The 20,409-nt window shown below is 56.2% G+C and carries 12 protein-coding genes, 1 tRNA gene and 2 pseudogenes; 4 read left to right on the top strand and 11 right to left on the bottom strand.

Features of this window, described 5'->3' with window-relative positions:
• Positions 1 to 57 precede the first annotated feature (57 nt).
• Positions 58 to 1,149: a catalase gene (locus CU048_05545; protein ID QBR70825.1), complete on the bottom strand. Its 1,092-nt coding sequence runs from the start codon at positions 1,147 to 1,149 to the stop codon at positions 58 to 60.
• A 646-nt stretch (positions 1,150 to 1,795) separates the two neighbouring features.
• Between CU048_05545 and CU048_05540 the strand changes: the two genes are divergently transcribed.
• Together CU048_05540 and CU048_05535 are read left to right on the top strand one after the other, a co-directional pair.
• Complete coding sequence (locus CU048_05540) at positions 1,796 to 2,572, top strand: hypothetical protein (protein QBR70824.1); 777 nt, start codon at positions 1,796 to 1,798, stop codon at positions 2,570 to 2,572.
• A gap of 216 nt (positions 2,573 to 2,788) precedes the next feature.
• Positions 2,789 to 3,751 (top strand): annotated as a pseudogene (locus CU048_05535) (IS481 family transposase).
• Between the two features lies 1 nt (position 3,752).
• Here the strand turns inward: CU048_05535 and CU048_05530 are convergent.
• From CU048_05530 to CU048_05485, 10 genes and pseudogenes are all read right to left on the bottom strand, one after another.
• A pseudogene (locus CU048_05530) lies at positions 3,753 to 3,869 on the bottom strand (SAM-dependent methyltransferase).
• 16 nt (positions 3,870 to 3,885) lie between these two features.
• Positions 3,886 to 5,739, bottom strand: coding sequence for a hydrogenase maturation protein (locus tag CU048_05525; GenBank protein QBR70823.1), 1,854 nt, complete (start codon positions 5,737 to 5,739; stop codon positions 3,886 to 3,888).
• A gap of 380 nt (positions 5,740 to 6,119) precedes the next feature.
• Positions 6,120 to 8,630, bottom strand: a complete 2,511-nt coding sequence (locus CU048_05520; GenBank protein ID QBR70822.1) for a hypothetical protein — start codon at positions 8,628 to 8,630, stop codon at positions 6,120 to 6,122.
• A gap of 349 nt (positions 8,631 to 8,979) precedes the next feature.
• On the bottom strand, positions 8,980 to 9,525 hold the full coding sequence (locus tag CU048_05515; protein QBR72691.1) for an NUDIX hydrolase: 546 nt from the start codon (positions 9,523 to 9,525) through the stop codon (positions 8,980 to 8,982).
• Between the two features lie 377 nt (positions 9,526 to 9,902).
• Positions 9,903 to 11,210 carry an HlyD family type I secretion periplasmic adaptor subunit gene (locus CU048_05510; protein ID QBR70821.1) on the bottom strand — a complete coding sequence of 436 codons (1,308 nt, stop codon included), beginning with the start codon at positions 11,208 to 11,210 and terminating at the stop codon, positions 9,903 to 9,905.
• A 10-nt stretch (positions 11,211 to 11,220) separates the two neighbouring features.
• Positions 11,221 to 12,975, bottom strand: a complete 1,755-nt coding sequence (locus CU048_05505) for a type I secretion system permease/ATPase (protein ID QBR70820.1) — start codon at positions 12,973 to 12,975, stop codon at positions 11,221 to 11,223.
• 111 nt (positions 12,976 to 13,086) lie between these two features.
• Positions 13,087 to 15,006, bottom strand: coding sequence for a peroxidase (locus tag CU048_05500; GenBank protein QBR70819.1), 1,920 nt, complete (start codon positions 15,004 to 15,006; stop codon positions 13,087 to 13,089).
• A 474-nt stretch (positions 15,007 to 15,480) separates the two neighbouring features.
• Positions 15,481 to 15,556, bottom strand: a tRNA-Met gene (locus CU048_05495).
• Positions 15,557 to 15,792: 236 nt separating this feature from the next.
• A complete protein-coding gene (locus tag CU048_05490; protein QBR72690.1) occupies positions 15,793 to 16,395 on the bottom strand; it encodes a two-component system response regulator in 603 nt (200 codons plus the stop codon).
• 103 nt (positions 16,396 to 16,498) lie between these two features.
• On the bottom strand, positions 16,499 to 17,866 hold the full coding sequence (locus CU048_05485) for a two-component sensor histidine kinase (GenBank protein ID QBR70818.1): 1,368 nt from the start codon (positions 17,864 to 17,866) through the stop codon (positions 16,499 to 16,501).
• A gap of 393 nt (positions 17,867 to 18,259) precedes the next feature.
• Here CU048_05485 and CU048_05480 point away from each other — a divergent pair, with 393 nt between their 5' ends.
• Both CU048_05480 and CU048_05475 read left to right on the top strand, forming a co-directional pair.
• The gene (locus tag CU048_05480; protein ID QBR70817.1) at positions 18,260 to 19,549 is read left to right on the top strand and encodes a polyhydroxyalkanoate depolymerase; all 1,290 of its coding nucleotides are present in this window, start codon (positions 18,260 to 18,262) and stop codon (positions 19,547 to 19,549) included.
• A gap of 74 nt (positions 19,550 to 19,623) precedes the next feature.
• A complete protein-coding gene (locus CU048_05475; GenBank protein QBR70816.1) occupies positions 19,624 to 20,400 on the top strand; it encodes a metal-dependent hydrolase in 777 nt (258 codons plus the stop codon).
• Positions 20,401 to 20,409: the final 9 nt, after the last annotated feature.

The raw sequence follows: 20,409 nt of genomic DNA, 5'->3' as shown, positions 1-20,409 counted from the left end.
ACATTAGGCAAAGATCATAATCGACCTTGGCGGTTCGACGCCTCGAGGCTCTTTATCTCAGTCCGGAAAATCGGAAATTGCACGGGGCTCTTCAAAGGGCTGTTTATTTTCCCTGTGGCGGAAAGCGCTTGAGGCTTCGTAAGCCTTCTTACGCAGCCTCATAATCGATCCGAGCGGTTGATGCGCCGAGAGACCGCGCCAAGGCGTGAACGAAAGACGATCGCCGTGCTCGCATCTCGCCGGGCTCAAAGGATCCTGCCCGGCAGGCAAGGTGATACGGGCCACAACTTGTGGCAGGGATAGCTTTTCTGGCCATTCAGCCCAAGCGTCTTCCACCGGCATATGTTTCAAATCGGTGCAAAGCTGGGCGCGAAGCTCATATTCGGCGGCATTTGTTTTGAGGAAATTCGAGACAAGTTGCCCCAAGCTATCGTCCCCGGAACCGACGGGAGCGCCTGCGAGCTTCTTGGTCTCGCCTGTGGGAGCGGCGCTCAGTTTTGCAATATAATCCCCGAAACGAAGCGCGGCCTGGGAATGATAGGTTTCCCCGAGAATATGACGACCAGTGTCCGCGACCGTCGAAAAAAGCATTCGCAGAAATATCTTAGGCCTGAAGCCATTAAGAAGCTTATTAAAAAAGGACGCTACAGCGGCCGTGAGGCTGAGGTTGAAATTTGACTTTTTCGGCACATCCGCAACCATGCCTGCGAATCTTTCATAGGTCGCAATATCGGAGAAATATGTGCTGTGATTGACCAGGAGAATATCCTGATTGGCCGATGTGTCGTCCGGGCATAGTCTATCGCCATCCACCCCCAAAACCTTGATCGCCATCCCACGCGGATTGGGGATCCTGTCGCTGCGCAAATCGCCAAAGCCGGTGGAAAATCGGACGATGATTGGATAGCTGCGGGGGGTTGCGAATAGACCTTGACGCAAATGGTCCGGCAGATTCTCGCAGACCGTCAGTGTCCCTTTCAAAATACCATGATTCTTGGCATGCGCCGCGCGCAGGGCGCGGCCATTTCTTTCCAAGGCGGCTTTGCCGAGACGATCACCAGATGCAATAATTTTGTCGATGATCTTGTCTTCGTCGGGCTGGATTTCCTCTACAGATTTGTCAAACTGTAAATAAATACCGCGCGGCATGATCGACCCCCCTGGCGGCCGGCACAAGCATGTAGCTTTCTACGCTCTGTCTGAAATGTAATTTCTGATCGCGATCGGACATGTGCCGAGGCACAAGATTTTTAGCAACCTCAACAAAGTTAGAACCGCAAAAAGCCGCAAGGTCAAGCAGTCTCGCGCGGAGAGATCACCAACACATAGGCAATCCCATTTCGACTAATGCAACGGAGTCCGAAGGCAAACATGGAAGGGTTGCGGTGCGCCCGTGCGCTGCGCAATCTATTCGTCAAGAAGGCCGACAGAAGCTCCCGGCAGACCGGCCAAGGTCTCCGCGCACTTCGGCTCGGTTTGTTTCCAGAGCTAATTGAAATTTAACAAAAAATAACATGCGGGGTAAGCGCGTTTTAAAGACATCCGTCGTTCAAGGCATTAAGTTGGAAGTCAATTCAAGACGGGATCGCAAGACCTAAGAAAAATTGCCGGTATGCAGACCGACGACGGCCGTTTGGCCGCCGGTCTAAGAAAATCATATTCGAAATTGATACCAAGCTTAAGCGCTTCTTAAAGACCTGGGGCCTCTCGCGCCGATATGAAATCGACCCGTGCAGGGAAGTGCTCACGCCAAAGCGGCGTCGACGCCGCTTTCCTCGTTTCGAGGTGTTGAACAATGCAAATGATGCCATCACTCTTCAAACGTGCTTTTCTTGGCAATGAGCTGCTTGGTGACACCCTGCCGCAAGCAGGGGAATTGTTGGGCGAACTCGTCACAAGCGCAGGTTTCGGTTTGGTCCTGGTGGCTGCAAATCGTCAAATTGTTTTTGCAAATCACGCCGCTGAAAAACTAATGCGAGCGAGTCGCGGACTTTGCTGCGATCACGGCTGCTTCAATACGGTCGAACTCCGGGCAGCTCGGAAATTGCACGCGCTGGTGTTGGCCGTTTCTCGATCGTTAGACGTGAAGGCGCTGGGGCGTTCGGTCCTTCTGCGCGACAAAGATGGACGTGCCTCGTTGGTAATCCACGTGATGCCTCTATCACCCCCTTCCGAGGACGTGCTTTCCGACAACGAGAGACCCGTCGCCGGGCTTTTCATCGTCGATTGCCAAAGGAATGCCATGGATAGGGTCAATGTGTTTGCGGATCTCTTCGCCCTGACTTCGGCGGAAGCCCGTGTCCTTGCCCAACTGGTTTCCGGAGAGGGTCTGACAGTCGCAGCCCGGCGCATAAGCATTGCGCGTTCTACAGCGCGGACCCATCTTGCGCGCATCCTGGAAAAAACCGGGACCCATCGGCAGGCGGAACTTGTCCGACTTTTTTTCGAGACGACGATCCCTTGCGACGGATATGCATCGGATCAGGACAAGCTCCGTGTGCCGGTGGGATGCGCCATAGCGATCCGGCGAGGGGGTCAGGCGTCCAGCGTACAGCCCCCATCGTTTGGTTAGGCTGCGACGCAGTCTGCTCACCGTAGCTTTCCCGCACAGCCAATCTTGGAGCCAGACGACCCGAATGCGCTAACCGGTGGCGACAAGGCCCGTTCGCCCCGAACGCGCACGCCCCACAGTGTGAACAAGCTTGGTCATTGAAGTGCTCCTATTGTCTAGGTGTTTGATCCCGTATTTTGATGGTGCATTATTTTCTCCTGAATGGAGGGATGCGCTATGGGTCAGGTTCTACACGGGAGCGCCACAACGACAGAGGCGGTCCGTCGAGCGATACAACATAGTCAAGAGAGCCTGAGGGCTCTGGCCAAGCGCTACGGGATCAATCAGAAGACCGTCGCCAAATGGAAGAGCCGAGCCTCGGTCGCCGATCACCCGACCGGCCCCAAAACCCCGAAATCCACCGTGCTTGCGACAGAGGAGGAAGCGATCGTCGTCGCTTTCCGCCGGCACACGCTGCTGCCGCTCGACGATTGCCTCTATGCGCTTCAGCCCACCATCCCGCATCTGACCCGCTCGTCCCTGCATCGCTGCCTGCAACGACACGGACTCAGCCGCCTGTCGGATGTGGAGGGGGACAAGCCCGAGAAGCGCAAGTTCAAGGCCTATCCCATCGGCTTCTTTCACATCGACATCGCCGAGGTGCAGACCGCCGAAGGCAAGCTCTATCTCTATGTCGCCATTGATCGCACCAGCAAATTTGCCTTCGTCCAACTGGTCAAAAAGACAGGCCGGACCTCAGCATCGGCTTTTCTGGGAGCTCTGATCGCCGCTGTCCCTTACAAGATCCACACCGTTCTCACCGACAACGGCATCCAGTTCACCTTCCCACCGCGCTACGCGGACGGCCCGACGGCGAGATACATGACACATATGTTCGACATGCGCTGCCGGGAAAACGGCATCGAGCATCGGCTTACCAAGATCAAGCATCCATGGACCAATGGTCAGGTCGAGCGCATGAACCGAACAATCAAGGAAGCCACTGTCAAACGCTACCATTACGATCGGCACGAGCAGCTCGAAACTCATCTCGCCGATTTCATCGGCGCATACAATTATGGTCGACGCCTCAAGACGCTCAAAGGCCTTACCCCTTACGAATTCATCGTCAAAACATGGACAAAAGAGCCAGAACGATTCAAACTCGATCCAACCCATCAAATGCCGGGACTAAACACTTTAGAGCGGGATGAGGAAAAGTGGAAACCGGTTTTCCGCCCGCATCCCGCTCTAAATTTTTGGAATCGATCACGTTCATGATTTTGGATTGAGTCAATCCAAAATCATCGTGATCTAGGAACGCACATGTGGCGCTATCCGCAAATGGTCCGCGAGCAGTCTTCCTCCTGCCGGTGCTTCGCCAAGCGATGCGGAGTCTTGCCGCAGGAATTCTTGTGAACGAAATTGCGGCGGGCAAGGTGATAGCTATCGTCCTTGCCCCAGAAGGCCTTGCTCATCTCTGACAATTCGTCATGGCGATAGAGCGAAAGCGGCTTCCTCGCTTCGTCTCGCGCCCGTTGAGCCTGTTTCTTGGCGAGAAGCTCGGCATAATCTTCGCTTCTTGCAAGCGCTTCCGCGGAGGCTGCGACGATCGCTTCAAACTCACTGACGTCGCAGCTCACGATTGCGTCGACCATGCCAATCTCGGCCGCGATTTTTGCATTGATCGGAAGGCAGTTATTGGTCAGCTCGGTGGCCTTTTCCCTGCCGACGCGTTTCGGCAGGCTGTAGGTCCAGTATTCGGAACCGTGGAGGCCCATCGACTTGTAGTGCGGGTTGAGCACAACCCCATTTCGCAAAATGACGCGGTCGGAGGCGAGGGCCAGCATGACGCCGCCGGCACCGGCGTTGGCGCCCATCGCGGAAATTGTAAGTCGATCCTGCAGGGTCAACATAGCCAGCGCGACGTCATCGATGGCGTTGATGTTTTTCCAGGATTCCAAGGCAGGGTCGCGCGCCGCCTCGATGACGTTGAGATGAATGCCGTTCGACCAAAAATTCATGCCGCCCATAAAGACCAGCACCTTTGTTGGGCGCTGCCGAGCCGCGAGGATGGCCGCTTCGAGCCGCTGGCACTGCTCCGTCGACATGGCGCCATTATAGAATTCGAAGTGGAGATACCCGACGTCATTTTCCTCCCGGTACCAGAGCTCCTTGAAGGTCCGACAGGTACCGGTAAACAAAGCCGGAATGGGCGACTCGGGTACGCCGACGAGGACCTCGTCTGGCAAAACGCTGGTCGCTGGCAGTTTAAAGAATCGGGCGCCGTCAGCCCTTTGCTTCATGTGGCTGACCCAGACGGCGCCATCAATCGTCTTGCGGCAGATCGCGCCATTTCGAGTCGCGATGATCTCGCCTGGTCGGGTCGGGCTGTCGATTCCGAGAACGTCCTCGAAATGCGCGCCGAATAGCAAATAGTCACGATTGGCAATTTGATCCCGAACGCCGGGAAACCCGTCTGCAGCATGGATTTTGCGAACGATCAACTCGGACGTATTCGTGAGCCAGTCGATTTTGCGATCGGCCTGCCGCATGAGCGGGCGCAGCTGGCCCTCGATCTTGGGATTGCCGGCATTTGTAGATGCGGGAAATAGAGGAACGGCCTCGGCAGGTACGCAGCGCTTGTCGATCGGCCTACTGCGGCTCACCCTGCCGTGAGAACCGACCGTGCTGCGTTTTTCCACCCGCTCAAGATCTGCCGCGTGGGAGCGGTGGGCAGAGAGTTTGTCGATGATCGCAAAAATGCCATTCATGCCTACCTCGACAATGTATGTCCGGTAGACATAGGATTTGGTTGCGAAGGGAAGGTTGAAATTATGGCTCGACCAGATCGAACCTGCGTCCATTTCAGCGGCAGCCTCGAGCGCGGTCACTCCCCATGTGCTCCGATTTTCGAGGATCGCCCAGTCGATGGAGGACGGGCCACGATCGCCTTCTATGCCCGGGTGCATAATGATGGCGAGGTGCTTGGTCCAAATGTCTCGAGGCAAGAACTCCTTCAAGAAGGGGCAGATGATGACATCTGGATTGAAGAGGGCGACGGCCTCGCGCACAGCCCCGAGGTCCTTGGAAAGTTCGAAAGTGACATCATGTCCAGCGTCGTCAAGGTCAACAAAAACGCGCTGCGTAAAGCTATTGAATGAACTCGAAATAAGTAAAATCCTCATCTCGTCTCTCCGACAAATGATGAGAAAGAATGTTCGCCCGCAGTTCGATTTGCGTCCAAAATGGGTGGAGTTACAGCCGCCCGTTCTATCCGGTAGGGTGGGAACGTGCAGAACCCCCCGATATCCGCCTTGATATCATCCAGGTTGGGGGGAGGTCTTTACGGGCTTCTTACGTTGCGTCTTGCTTTCCTTTAAATTTTTCTTAGGGGAGAAAGCAGGGTGAGGGTCGAAGAAATCTTCCATAGAGCCGGTCGAGATTGGCCCGACCGCCTATTTATTTCGATGATGGATCACGGCTCGCGGCTAGACCTACAGAGACAGGCCGATATAAAGTCAGCTGACTTTATATCGGCCTCATCGCGAACGGTGGGTTCGGCTCGTCAGAATGTCTTAATAAATTCGATCAAGGCGCGCTTGTCGTCATCGCTCAGAACCGGCTCGGCCCCATAGGCTTTTTCGTCGTCGGTGAGGCCCTCGAAGTCGTTGAATTTCGCGGTGCCGAAATAATGACCGCGGTTGACCACGAAATCTGGACATTTACTGAGCTTTAACAAGGGCTCACGCAGTTTCTGCACCCAAGCAAGCATTTCTTCATCGGTTGCGCTTGGGCCTGGCGCTGGCACATTCATGGCCAATATTGCCAGCAAGCCCACGAAGTTCTTTGCATGCTCTGCCTTCCCCGCAATGCCCTCGATATCAGCTAGCGGCCGGTAATTGGCCAACAGATTAATCGGCAGCCCTTTCGGAATTGGGCCAAGGACAAAGTTGCCGTCTTTATCGAACAAGCGCGAGATTGAATCCTTCAGCAATCCCGAAAACGGTTCCTGCAGGGAGCCGAACGTACTCGATAACTCCACTGGAATATCCCGCTTTGGAATTTTGACCCAGCTTCGCTCCGTGGTCCGCATGATAAAGCCATCCAGCTTTTCCTCACGGGGACGTTTTTCAGGCCAAAGCAATTGTTCGATCGAGGCCTGGAACAATTTCATTCTGCTCTCGACGGAAGGATCATCGTCAAATGGGCCAATCCGCTTGTTGATCAGATAAGGTGCCGTTGACCAGGTGCTGATCAGCGTGGGTACCCGGGTGAAGCCAAGCCCGCCGCCCGGCATCCGGTATTGCCGCCGCTCTCCCGTAAAGGGATCTTGAACCGTAATGGCTCCGACTGAAGGCAGATCCTTATAGGTCGATGATGAGAAATTATCCCAAATATTGCCACGGATTGCATTGGTCGCGAGTGGGCTGCAAGCGTTCGTCCGCAGCAAAGTGACAGGTATGCGCGCATCGGTCGAAAGGTAATTGTCCTTGAGGAAATCGGGCGCCAAGACGATTTCCCTCATCTTTGCCTTGAACTCGTCCTTCTTTGTCAAAGCCCAATAGCGCTTCCAGCAGTTCAAATAGTCGGGACCGGAGCAGCCGCCTGGATCGAGGGCCTTCCAGGCGAAATCGGGAAGCTTGCTCGAATGGCACCGCGCGCAAGTGTCGGCGAATGCGATTTTGCCCCGCTTCAAAATGGCCTCGTCAGCCGACAGATATTTCTCCCCGCCGGGCGCATCCTTCAGATGATCCGGCTGACCCGCTTTCAGGAAGAATTGCGCCATGAAAGGGGTGCCGGCCTCGGTCGCCCGCCAATAGGCCGAATTTTCCTCGGCATTTTTTATGAGGAAGGGAGTGATAGGTTTGCCGCCGAAAACCGGATTGAAATGGGTAAACCAGTCCTCGCTGTAGAGCCCGATGTTGACATAGACGCGGTTCAGCGCGCCCACCGCACCAACCGAGTCGGAGCCGTCTTTTAAGACGCGCGGCGACCAGGACGTATTGGGCGGATCAAAAAAACCGGGAAGTTGCTTGTTGTTGAGTTCTCCGCCTTTCAGCGTCTCCTTGCCCCAGCGGTGCGCTAACGCAAGCCGTGCACCGAGATTATAGATCGCGTTGTTCGAGCGTGGATTGTTAATATAGTCGGTCGAGACAATAGATGTTTCTGTCGTGCCCGGCGCGTAGGAATGGACCACCTGATGGAGGAAATTCTTGAGGTCGGCCGAGTAAGCGAAAAGCCGGTCCCACCAAAGATATTGCGCGCCGACGGTGGAGTTGAGATCGGCCCATTGCGGATGCGAAGGATCGGCCGGCGGGTGGATCGGGCTTGGGCTCACATGGCAGATGCCGCAGGACATGCCGACGCGATAGGGGCGGACGAGATTGGGATCGTTGTAATAGTCAGGGTCGGTGTAATATTTTTCCGGATCCCAGCGTTTCGCCGCCTTCTCGTCGAACTCTGGATTGGGGAAGAGCCGCAGACCGACGATCCCTGTCGCATAGCCGAAATAGGAGCCAACCGGCAAAATCTTGCCGCCGCCAACAGGCTGGCCACGCGCGCCAATCTTTACGCCGGGATATTTGGTTTCGTTCTCGAAGGGATCGGGCGGGCAATCTTTGACGCGTTGATCGAGCCAGAGTCCAAACCGTTCCGGATCGGGGCCTGTCGGCTTCTCGAAGCAGGGTTCGTTGACCGCCCCCAGCCAATGCCAGCGCGAATCGCGATCACATTTTCCGTAGCAATAAGTCTGACTTGGGTGTGAAGTCACAATCTTCAAGAGATCATGGTTGCCGAGGCTCAATTTCGTCAGCTTGTCCCATTGGCGATCATTGCCTCCGGTCCAAACGATCCACATGTTGCGGCCCTTGATCTCTTCTGGGCTCAGCGCCACCCCGTTGTCCATGTCTTGGAAATAATCTTCGTCCGCCTGCGGGAAGGTTGCGGCCTCGCGTCCGGCCCGCTGCGCCTCATCCGGCTGGGCGGCAAGAGCCCTTTCCGCACTGCAAAAGAGTGCCATCAGCACTAGTAGGCCAAGAGCGGCAAGGTGGTTCCTTGCGAAACCGAATTTGATCATGATTGATTCCTTCCCATCTTGCTCTTGTTAAACGCGTGAACCCATTCCAGGCTTCGGTGCGCGGGGAGCTAGCCGTTTTGCAGTGAGGAAAGACAATAGAAAATATGAGGTCAGGCGGTCATCATCAGAATGGATGAGGCCAAAAGCTCTGTCGAGTCTTGAAAATCAGGATGCATGCGGCGCTGCGGGATAAATGGCGCGACCACGGGCTGAAGGCGCCGTTGCGGGGCGCATCCTATCCGCTGCGTGTCTCTCACGAGGGGGCTATTTTGGCTTGCCGAGCAAACTTTGGAAAGACGATTGCGAAGCTAAAACGTTCGCGCAATCACGGCGCGTCTGCGGAGGCGTATTAACCGTGAAGAGGCTTCGTGTGGGGACGCCTGTTTGTCGGCGAGGCAATCGAGAGCTCGCGGTTTGACACGCGGCTGTCTTGCTCGGCGCCGGCTTCAAAGCTACAGGCCGCGTTTCGGATCTCCCGCACCAGCGAAGCGATTAACCCCCTCAGGCTTTCCTCACAGATGGCCGACAATGCCTCTTCCGGTGTAAACCACCGGGTCTGTCTCTGGCGGGATTCGGGCCAGGTTTTATTCTGTCGCTTTACCAGCAACGGGAAAACCAACACCTCACAGGGAATGACGAAATCGCAATCGTCGAACCGCTTTGCGTAGGAGAAAACGCCGGTGGCCTTTATTCTGATGGAGCCTTGAACGCCGGCCTCCTCATACGCCTCGCGCGCGGCCGATTTCGTTCCTTTTAACCCTTTGATGGGCCAGCCTTTGGGAATCATCCAACGCTTGGTCCGCCGGGTGGTGACGAGAAGGATTTCCAGCGCGCCAGAATCCGAGAAGCGATACGGCAGGGCTCCATATTGGAGTCCGACCGCGCCTTCGGTCATCGCCAAGTTTTTAGGACCTGAAATGGTTTCGTTTCCCATGCGGGCGTTCCGTACCAGCTTCGACTGGACAACCGCGAATCATGTGAGCTGTTCCTCGGATATCGCAGAGAGGCTTAAGATTTAGGTAATAATAGGAGTTGCGGCGGCTGAGACCAAGCGCGGCAATAAAAGAGGTTGTGCATCAATTGTTTAATATGGCGGTGCGACGGGCAGAATTAAATAAATCGGTCTTGAGAAAACTTGGTATCGATCATTCCTGTCGCAGCTGATTTATATCATCAATGAGAATTATTAAAAACAAGGTGCTGATGAATTGTCACAAATGTGGCCTATCTGCCACAATTTTGGGCGTCCTTCTTAAGCACAGACCTAGCTTGTTATCGCTCCCGGAAGGATTTGCGAAGCGATTCGGAAAGCGGGGACACGAGATAGCTCAAAACCGTACGCTCACCGGCGGCCGCGATGATCTCGGCCGGCATTCCTGGTCGGATGCGGGGACGATATTCCTCAGGAATGTCGCTCCGGTCCAATGAAACGACGCCGAGAAAGTAAAATTGCTTGGTCTGCTCATCCGTCAGCCGGTCGTGGGAGATGGACTCGATCCGTCCCATCATGACTGGAATTTGACGCGCATGAAAAGCCGGAAAACGAATTTCCGCCGGCCGTCCTGCATGGACATTATCAATGTCGTTTGGGGAAAACTGCGCCTGGACGACCAGCGGCTGGTCGTCTGGAATGATTTCCAAAAGAGTTTCGCCGGGCCGCAAGACCTGCCCCAAGGTAAAGACCTTCAAATTCTGTACCGCGCCATCCAACGGAGCGACGATTTTGACGCGATTGAGTACATCCTGCGACACGGCGACCCGTTCCCGGGCGTCAGCGATTTTCTGCCTCACGTCGAGGAGGGCGGCAGCGATATCCTCCTGAAATTTTTGTCGTAGCTGTTGGATCTGGGTCTTGACCTCGCCAATCGAACTCTGCGCTTTCGAAGTATCCGCAATGGAATGGCCGATGAGGCCTTCGAGCCGCGTTCTTTCGCGCTCCATCGCGTAGACGCGCGTCAGGGTTACGAGCTGCTTTCTCGCGAGATCGCGCAAATGGATAAGTTCTTCATTGATATAAGCGACCTGCTTTTCGGTGGAGTCTCTCTCGATCGCAAGACCCTTTATTTCCATCGTCAATTGTTCAATTCGCGAGTCCAGAACGCTGACTTGGCCTTCCAGTGACGCGCGACGTTCTTGGAATTGATGCAGCTGATCGCTCATAATGCGTTCGAGCAAAGCGTCAGCGACGCGACCGGCGAATTCCTGGGGCCACGCGATTTCGTCTTTACGATCGCGTTCGGCCAACAGCCGGGCTTCGAGCGCGAGGCCGGAATCGAGTTGGTTCCTGACGAGATCATTGTTGGCCTGGGCCTGGATCTCCTGCAGGCCGAAGAGAACCTCGCCTTTCGCAACGTGAGCGCCCTCCTTGACGAAGATCTCACGCACAATACCGCCTTCGAAGTGCTGGACGCTTTTGCGGTTGGTTTCTACGGAGACAACCCCTTGCGCGACGACGGCCTTGTCGAGTTTTGCGACGGCAGTCCAGATCCCCCCGACACCGAACATCAGGAAGATAATCACGTAGCCGGCAAGGGCGATGCCACGCCAATCGGAAATCGACTTCTCGGATCTATTTTTCAATTGGGATTACTCAGCGCGTCAAAGCAGGTGCATCGGAAGCTACAATGGGATGATGCGAGGCGGCCGGCACGACTCGAGGCCCCATCAAGCGTTGTAAGATCGCATCGCGGGTCCCATAAGCCTGGACTGTGCCATCACTCATGACCAGGATTTTGTCGGCTCCAGTCAAAATACTGATTTTGTGCGTGATGATCACCACGGTGATTTGCAGTGATTTCAACGTCTGAACGGCCCTCAAAAGAGCATCTTCACCGGCGGCATCGAGGTTGGCGTTCGGCTCGTCGAGCACGACGAGGCTCGGCTTGCCATAAAGGGCTCGCGCAAGCCCAATGCGCTGCCGCTGTCCTCCGGAGAGCGCCTGACCGCCATCGCCGATTTGCGTATTGAAGCCGTCTGGAAGCTGCTGGATGAGCTCCTGGCATCCTGCAAGGTGAGCCGCAAAAAGGATCGCCTCGGAATCCGCCTCCTGGAATCGGGCGATGTTCTGCGCCACCGTTCCCACGAAGAGTTCCACGTCCTGCGGCAGATAGCCGACGTAACGGCCGAGTTCTTCGGGGTCCCAATGCGACAGATCCGAACCATCCAAGCGTACGGAGCCGCGCAAGACGGGCCACACGCCAACGATCGCGCGCGCCAGACTTGACTTGCCCGCGGCACTGGGGCCGACGACTCCCATGACTTGGCCGGCGCTCAGACTGAACGAGATGCCTTTCAGAATTGGCGGGTTTCTGTTGCCCGGCGCAGAGGCGACCAGATCTGAAACCTGCAGCGCGCCGAGAGGGCGCGGCAGCGACATCCGCTCGGGTTGCTCTCCAGCGACCGTGAACAAGACCCTCACACGTTCGAAGGCACTCCGGGCCGCGAGAAAACCTTTCCAATGGCCCACGACAAGTTCGATGGGCTGAAGAGCGCGCGAGATCAGGATCGAAGCGGCGATCATCGCGCCTGGCGAAATTTCCCGATAGATGACGAGATAGGCGCCGGTTCCCAGCACCGCTGTCTGCAGGAACATGCGAAAGAATTTTGTCGAGGCAACGATAATGCCCGCCCGATCGCTGGCAGACGCTTGGAGGCCCAGCGCGGTGCGATGACGTTTCGCCCATAGTTGCTTCAGCGCGCCAAGCATGCCCATGGCTTGAATCGCATCAGTATTGCGGAACATCGCCAGCGCGCTCTGATTGGCGAGAAGGCCTGCGCTGCCCGCGGACTCCAGCCGCTTCTTGGTCAAAAGCTCGTTGAGAAGCGTCAACGAGAGGGTGATGACGCTACCGCCCAAAGCAAGATAGCCAAAAAGCGGGTTGAGCAAGAACGAAGCAGCGACGAAGACCGGGAACCACGGTGCGTCGCAGAGCGTAATCAATCCTGCGCCGGTCAGAAACTCGCGGATAGTATCGATATCGCGCAGACATTGGACATGCCCGGAGCCGGGCTGCCGCAAATTGCCGCGATGCACGGCGTCGAACACCGCGCCGGCGATTTTTTCGTCGAACAGCATGCCGACGCGCACGAGAATGCGCGAGCGCAACATCTCAAGGATTGAATAGACCATGATGCATAAAGCGGCGAGGACTGTCAGCGCAATCAAGGTCGTTTCATTACGGCTTGTAATGACACGATCATAGATTTGTAACATGTAGAGAGGGCTGGTGAATAATAAGAGATTGATGAAAAAACTGAAAATGATGGCAGTGGCAAGAACGGGGGCGACCGCACCAATAGCTGCGCCTAGGAGCGCCTGATTTTGGTACTTGGATGATAATGGCATGGCGCAATTCTTCGGCATCCCGTTACCACGGTCGCCGCTCCCGTTTTGATGTCGGACTAGATAGCTTGCCGCACCGACGACTCGGCGCGGCAGCTGGGGAGGCCGATGGGCCTAGGCGAAGAGAATATCATGGGTGTGGACTTGGTTTGGATGGACGCCAACCAAATCGACACGATCCTGTCCCGCCACCACCAAGGTTCCTCCATGATGATCCGACATCACGTGGACCTTGTTGCAATCACCTTTGCTCGCAGTCTGGAACTCCAGCGTGTCATGATGCGGATCAAAATCGGTAATTTTGGCGTAGGTCCGGCCTTGATCACCGATATTGAAAACGAAGGTGTCGTCGCCGGCGCCGCCCGTCATGGTCATCTGACCGCGTGCCGCAATCAAAGTATCGTTGTGGGAACCTCCCATCAGCGTATCGGTGCCTGGAGAACCGATCACCAATTGGGCCATGCCGGGGCCTGCCAAAGACCCGGTCGGATCAATTCCGGCCTGCGTGCCGCTATGGCGTTCGATCGCCACGAATGCATCGGCTTGGATATAGGTCGTATCGGTGTCCCTGGAGATGATGTCGCTGAGCGTGGTGTTCTCTATGGTCTTCAAAGTTTGAGAATCGAAACCTTGGTTTTCGAAATAGAATCGATCGCCATCCCGTAGGGCCGTGAACTGGTCGCCGATGATTTTACCGAAGGTCTCACCGACCGAGGCGCCGGCCGTATGGTCTTCGGCCAGGCCGCCAACCCAAAGGTCGATGTTATCCACGCTGCCATAGGCCGACTTCAAGGCGGCGACCGTCGCGCTATCGCTGCTGACTTGATCGAAGCTCGTATAGGGCGTCAATCCCAGAGCTTCCCGAGTCTGGTTCAGAGTGCCAAGGCCGAGATCATGCCCGCGCTGAATATTCGTTGCCGCCAGATCTATGGCGCCGGGTCCGTCTTGAAGGAAGTTGCGGATGCCGTCCACTATATGCGTATCGAGGGGATTTGCTGCCTCTCCCGCAAGATGTCGCAGCACGCCGTCGGCGCCCCCGTTCACGACGAATTCGTTCGTTGGCTGAAAGAACACATCCTTGAGAGAGTTGCTTTCGGTCGTAGCACCGGAATTATCGATTTTACCGATGACATCCGAAACAAGCGAGTGACCAAAACGGAAAGCGGCTCCCGCGAACTCTTCGGAAATGGTGGGATTCACCGAGGGGTCATAGCCGTGATAGGCGGAAATGGCATTCGGGCCCAACAGATGCGGCAGGAACTCATTGTAAGTGATGTTCGCGATCTCGGCCGTCGTGATGGCTTTGGCATTTTGGTAGAGCTGTTCACCGCTCCAATTCGGGTGTTCTTTGTGCAATTGATCGACCTGATAATTATGCTCGCGGATGAACAGGGTCTGCAAAGCGGTCAGGTTGGGATTTTCTTGAGCGCGCGCGTCACCGGCGACGAAAGCCGGACCTTGAACCGTATCGACGATCGGCAGATTATCTCCGGCCGAGGTCTTCATATGACCGTCGGGCAGGCGCATGCTGTCGGCGGTGGCTTTGCTTGAACCATAAACCATTGAGCCATCCAGCCATCCTGTGATGGTATTGATGGCAGTGGCGGGATGCCCGGGCACCCCGGTTGCCGGATCGATCGCGACCCGCGTCAACGGAATGATCGTTCCGGCTGGATGCGAATCCCCGGGCGGCACAATGACGGATATATCTTGCGTCGTTGCGCCTTTTTGCAGATCGAGGTCATGATCCATGAACTGACCCCAGGCGGACATCATGCTCGAAAGGGCCGTCCCCTCGACCTGCATCGTCGCGTTCACGGGGCCTCCCGCCACCACGATATTGCTGATTTCCCGCGGATTGGGCCCAGGCTGCATAGCAGCGAAACCGTCGGCAAAATTCGCTGGTCCAAGCCGGGTAAAGTCGGTTCCGGCCTGATTGAGCGTCAGATCCGCGAGATTGTTGCCGGATCCATCGATACTTCGAAATTGAACCGAGGAGTGGGTGTCATGATCTTGATGATGATGGCGCGACATGGGATGTCCTCACTTGAACGATGTGAAGCTAAGAACATTTGCAACGGACATTTGTGCGCCAAGAGCTTGTTCATTATGGGGACAATTCTATATTGAAAGTATTATTATATAATATACGAAAGCAATAATCAATCTTATAACTATTATAACAGATAATTATTCATGAAATATCGTACGTATTTACAATAATTTAGGCAATTTTGTTTTTTGTCTTGCAAGCCGAATTGACGCGTGAAAGCGCTTTTCTTCCTAGTCAAGGTTTAGATTTAAGGCGAAAGCTGGGCCGTAACCTCACTTTAAGTGCAAGTTGGAACCGTCCAATGACGCCCATCGCCGCGTTCGGAGGCCGATGCCGCGAGTCAATTTTCACGAGTTAGTTTTAATGACATCCGCTGCGACAGCATTCCCGACCCCAAGATCGAGGGCGTTTCCGCGCGCGAAGATCGCTCCCACTTGGGCACCGAAGGGATTGCTTGGTGGGCCGGGCAGGACTCGAACCTGCAACCAGACCGTTATGAGCGGCCGGCTCTAACCATTGAGCTACCGGCCCGGACGGTTTCAAAAGAAACCGTGACCAGGGGTCGATGAAGGTCGCTGCGTTGTAATTCCCGAGCGTCCACCGCGGGGAAAATCGAGATAAAGACCCTCTCCGACGCATGACCGTTGACCAGCTGCAATACAATGCTTTTCCGATGCGAAGCAATGGTCAAGATGTGGCGGGTCGTTTCCCACCAAGGAGCCGAATTTGCCGCCGCCGATTTCATCCTTATTCGGGGTCCTCGCGCCCTAACGCGGCGCCTTTTTAGCCAGGATGCGCTGCAAGGTCCGACGGTGCATGTTCAGCCGGCGGGCCGTTTCCGAGACATTGCGGCCGCAAAGCTCATAAATTCTTTGGATATGTTCCCACCGCACCCGATCGGCCGACATTGGATTTTCGGGGAGTTCCGCCTTGTCGTGGCGCGTCGCCATGAGCGCATTGAAAATTTCGTCGGCATCCGCAGGTTTGGCGAGATAATCGAACGCCCCGAGCTTCACCGCAGTCACGGCGGTCACGATATTCCCGTAGCCGGTCAAAATGACGCCGCGCGCATCCGGCCGCTTCGTCTTGAGCTCACGGATCACGTCGAGGCCATTGCCATCGCCGAGCCGCATGTCGATGACCGCGAAGGCGGGCGCGCGTTCATTGATCGCTTCGAGACCTTCGGCGACCGAATGGGCGGCGGTTACGACGAAGCCCCGGGATTCCATGCTGCGGCTCAGGCGCGTCAGGAAAGTATTGTCGTCATCTACAATCAGGAGCGAACGGTCGGGCCCGAATCCACCTTGCTCGCCGCCCTTGCCATCGCCCAGGTTGCCGGGGATGAGCGGCTCCGGGGGGTCATTTTTCATTTTCATCGCCTCAGTTGAACGATTCCGAGCACAACACACGATAAGCCAGGAGAATAGCGGAATTTTCCAGCTTTCCTAAACATGAAAGACGCAATGCACCGATTCAGGCACGCGGCCCCAGCTCGGCATTGAGTTTGGCCGCAGCCTCGGCGCCGCCACGGAATCCTTTTGCGCCGGACTCGAAGGCCGCACGGTCCCAGGTGATCGTGATCACCGCGCCCGTCTCCGGCGGCTGCAGGTTCTCGGTGGTGACAGTTGCCCCCGACCGTTCAAGAAGGGTTTTGGCGATAAACAGGCCGAGGCCAAGCCCCGATCCTTCTTCGGATTTGGCCCGCCGATCCTTCTTGGTCGTCACATAGGGATCTCCGACACGGCCGATCACGTCCGGCGAAAAGCCAGGACCATCATCTTCAATGATCATCGTAACCTGATCCGGCGTCCATTGAGCCAAGATCCTGACTTCGGAAGCGGCGAAATCTATTGCATTTTCAATCAGATTGCCAAGTCCGTACAGGATGCCGGGATTGCGGTGGCAGACCGGTTCCGGGCCTTGGCCATTCTTGACGACCGAGATGCGAAGTCCGAAGTCGCGGTGCGGACTGGCGACCTCTTCAATCAGCAGACCCACACTCATTTCGTCAAGAATATCGCCCGAGTCCTCCCCCAGCGAGTTGAGCTTGCCGAGAATGGCGCGACATCGGTCGACCTCTTGCGCGAGCAGGGTCAGATCCTCTTCGAGAGGGTCTTGAGCGGGCAGCTGCTTTTGGAGTTCCTTGACGATCAGCGTGATGGTGGCCAGGGGCGTGCCAAGCTCATGTGCCGCCGCCGCCGCCAAACCGTCCAACTGGGTCAGATGCTGCTCGCGCGCGATGACGAGTTCGGTTGCGGCGAGCGCGTCGGCGAGCTTACGCGCTTCGACCGCGACCCGCGAGGCATAGATCGCAATGAAGGCGGCTCCGAGAACGATCGCGACCCAAATGCCTGCATCATAAATCAACGGCAGTTCGAGGTGTTCGCCAGGAAACCAAGGCAGCGGGTAATGGCTGAGCGTCAAACCCGAAACCGCCGCGACCATGAGGACGGTCAGGTATAAAGTGATGCGGCCCGAAAGCGACACCGCCGAAATCATGATGGGGGCCAGGTAAAGGATCGAAAACGGATTTTCGATCCCGCCGGTGAGATAAAGAAGGGCTGTCAGCTGGAGAATATCATAGGCCAGCATGGCCGCCGCGGGCGCATCCTCCAGCCGGTCGATTCTGCCAAAGCGCAGCCGCAACCAGATGTTGAGCCAGGCTGACGCCGCAATGACGAGCAGACAAGGGCCGAGCGGCAGCGAAAACCCTAAGCCGAAATAGGTGACGACAAGCGCAATCGCTTGCCCGAGCAGCGCCAGCCAGCGCAATTTAACCAGGGTATCGACGCGCAGCCGCCGCGAACGTCGTCCTAGGTCAATGTTGATCAAATCGGCCATTGCTCTCACATAAACTAAAGGCTTTTCCCTGCCGCCGAAACTCCAGCAAAGCGGTTTTCTCACTATGGCGATGAGGGTTGTTATAATTTGTTAGCGAACGGTTGCGTCCTCCGCCAGCGCTTTGCTTGAGGCTTGCGTGTGCCGACCAACACAAAACAACACTTTATTGCGTGGCGTGCGTTCTTGGGAAAGAAACTTATTTATTACAAGAGACGTTGATTTTAGGCGTCTCTTCTGCAAAACTCTAGTTTGACATAAACCTGTCTTAAAAAATCAAAAAAGGCTTTAATTCCGTAGTTTTACACAGGGTAAGAACTGGCCGATGTGGCCGCTGGTGGCTCATCTTGCCGTCGCCGTTGCTCTCTTACGTGGTTTGAGAGGCCGAGTAAAAAAATGCCGCCGTTTTCCTACGAAGTGCACGAAATGGCATATCTGGCTCTTGCCCCGGCGAGAGTGGTTTCGGATTTGGCACGAACATGGCTCGAAAGCCCGATCAACCCGCTGTCCTACACATCCGCGGGTCGAAACCTCGCGGCTTCGGCCAATATATTCGAGCGATTGACGCGCCGGTACGGCAAGCCGGATTTCGGTTTCACCGCCACCAGCATTTCGGGCAAGACCGTTCGGATCGTGGAGCGGATCGTGTGGGAGCGGCCGTTCTGCCAATTGCGCCATTTTGAGCGGCAGTTTGACAGCAAGAGCATTGCGCCTCAGCCGAAGCTTTTGATCGTCGCGCCGATGTCGGGCCATTATGCGACCCTGTTGCGCGGGACGGTGGAAGCCTTCCTTCCGTTTTACGACGTCTATATCACGGACTGGGTCGATGCCCGGATGCTTCCGCTTTCGGCTGATCGGTTCGATCTTGACGATTACATCGATTATCTGGTGGCCATCTGCGAGACGCTGAGCAGCGGGCCGGGCGGGATCAGTCTCCATACGCTCGGCGTTTGTCAGCCCTCAGTGCCCCTCATTGCCGCCGTTGCCCTGATGGAGGCGGAGGACAATCCCCATCTGCCGGCTTCGATGACGCTGATGGGGGGCCCGATCGATACGCGGCGGAGCCCGACCCAGGTCAATCTGCTCGCCCAGGAGCGCGGCAGCCAATGGTTCCGGCGGAATTGCATCTGTACCGTGCCTTTCGGCTATCCCGGTGTCGGGCGAGATGTCTATCCGGGGTTTCTGCAGTTGACCGGCTTTTTGGCGATGAACATTGATCGCCATGTCAACGCGCATTTTGATTTCTTCGATCATCTGGTGACCGGAGACGGCGATTCGGCCGACAAGCACCGCGAATTTTACGATGAATACCGGTCGGTGATGGATCTCACCGCCGAATTCTACCTTCAGACTATCGACACCGTGTTTGTCAGGCATGACTTGCCGAAAGGTGAAATGCGGCACCGTGGGAAGCTGGTCGACCTCTCCGCCATCCGCCGCGTCGGGTTGCTGACCGTGGAGGGCGAAAACGACGACATTTCAGGCATCGGACAAACCCTTGCCGCCCAGGATCTGTGCAGAAGCCTGCCGCCCTCCATGAAGGCGAATTATCTGCAGACGAAGGTCGGCCATTACGGCGTGTTCAACGGCTCCCGCTTCCGGAACGAGGTTGTGCCCCGGATTCGCGAGTTCCATGTTTCCTTAAAGGCGCCGGCCAGAACCTTGAAGCTGGTGGAACAGGCCTGAAAAAAGGGTGGACCTCGATCGGCATGCCGCGCACGCCTCTAGCGGCGCAGGCCGCCTCCCGCTAATCTGAAGTCATGTTGCGCCTCCCGCGAAAAAACGCGCCTCGCATTTCCGGCATCACTTATCTCGATATTTCTTATGCCGGAGAGATTTATCGCGTCAATTTGCGACAGGTCGCATCGGCGCGGCGATTTACCCTGCGTGTCAGGGCGGCGACGCAGGACGTCGTTTTGACCATGCCGGCACGCGGCAGCCTCGCCGAGGCGGGGGCTTTCGCAAACCGGCATAGCGCCTGGATCGTCGCAAAACTGCGTCGTTTACCGGAAAAGATCGGGTTTACGCCCGGACAATCCATTCCGTTGCGCGGAACCTTGCATGAAATCATCCATCGTTCATCCGGGCGAAGAGGCATTTGGATCGAAGAAACCTTGCCTAACTTATGGGAGGGGGCGAGACCGGTGCTTTGCGTGGGCGCTGAGCGGCCGCATGTACCCCGGCGGGTCCGGGATTTCTTGATTGGGGAGGCAAAGCGGGAATTAAGGGCGGCGGTGGCCTGCCACGCCGAGAAGCTCGGCGTGGTTCCCGCAAAAATCACCTTGCGGGATACGACAAGCCGATGGGGATCCTGCTCGGCGTCGGGCGCGCTGAACTTTTCCTGGCGCCTGATCATGGCACCACCTTTCGTTCTCGATTATCTCGCCGCCCATGAAGTTGCGCATCTGAGGCACATGAACCATTCGCCCGCGTTTTGGACGGCGGTTTCCCTCATGACGGCCGACATGGAACGCGCCGAAGCATGGCTTAAGGCGCAGGGGTCGAGCCTGCACCGCTTCGGCGCGGACAAGGGCTAAAGCCCCGTG

It is taken from the genome of Beijerinckiaceae bacterium, from assembly GCA_004564215.1.
In the GTDB taxonomy this organism is placed as follows: domain Bacteria; phylum Pseudomonadota; class Alphaproteobacteria; order Rhizobiales; family Beijerinckiaceae; genus Methylocapsa.
The sequence above is the reverse complement of the archived record's forward strand: the minus strand, read 5'-3'. Positions and strand labels throughout refer to the sequence as shown.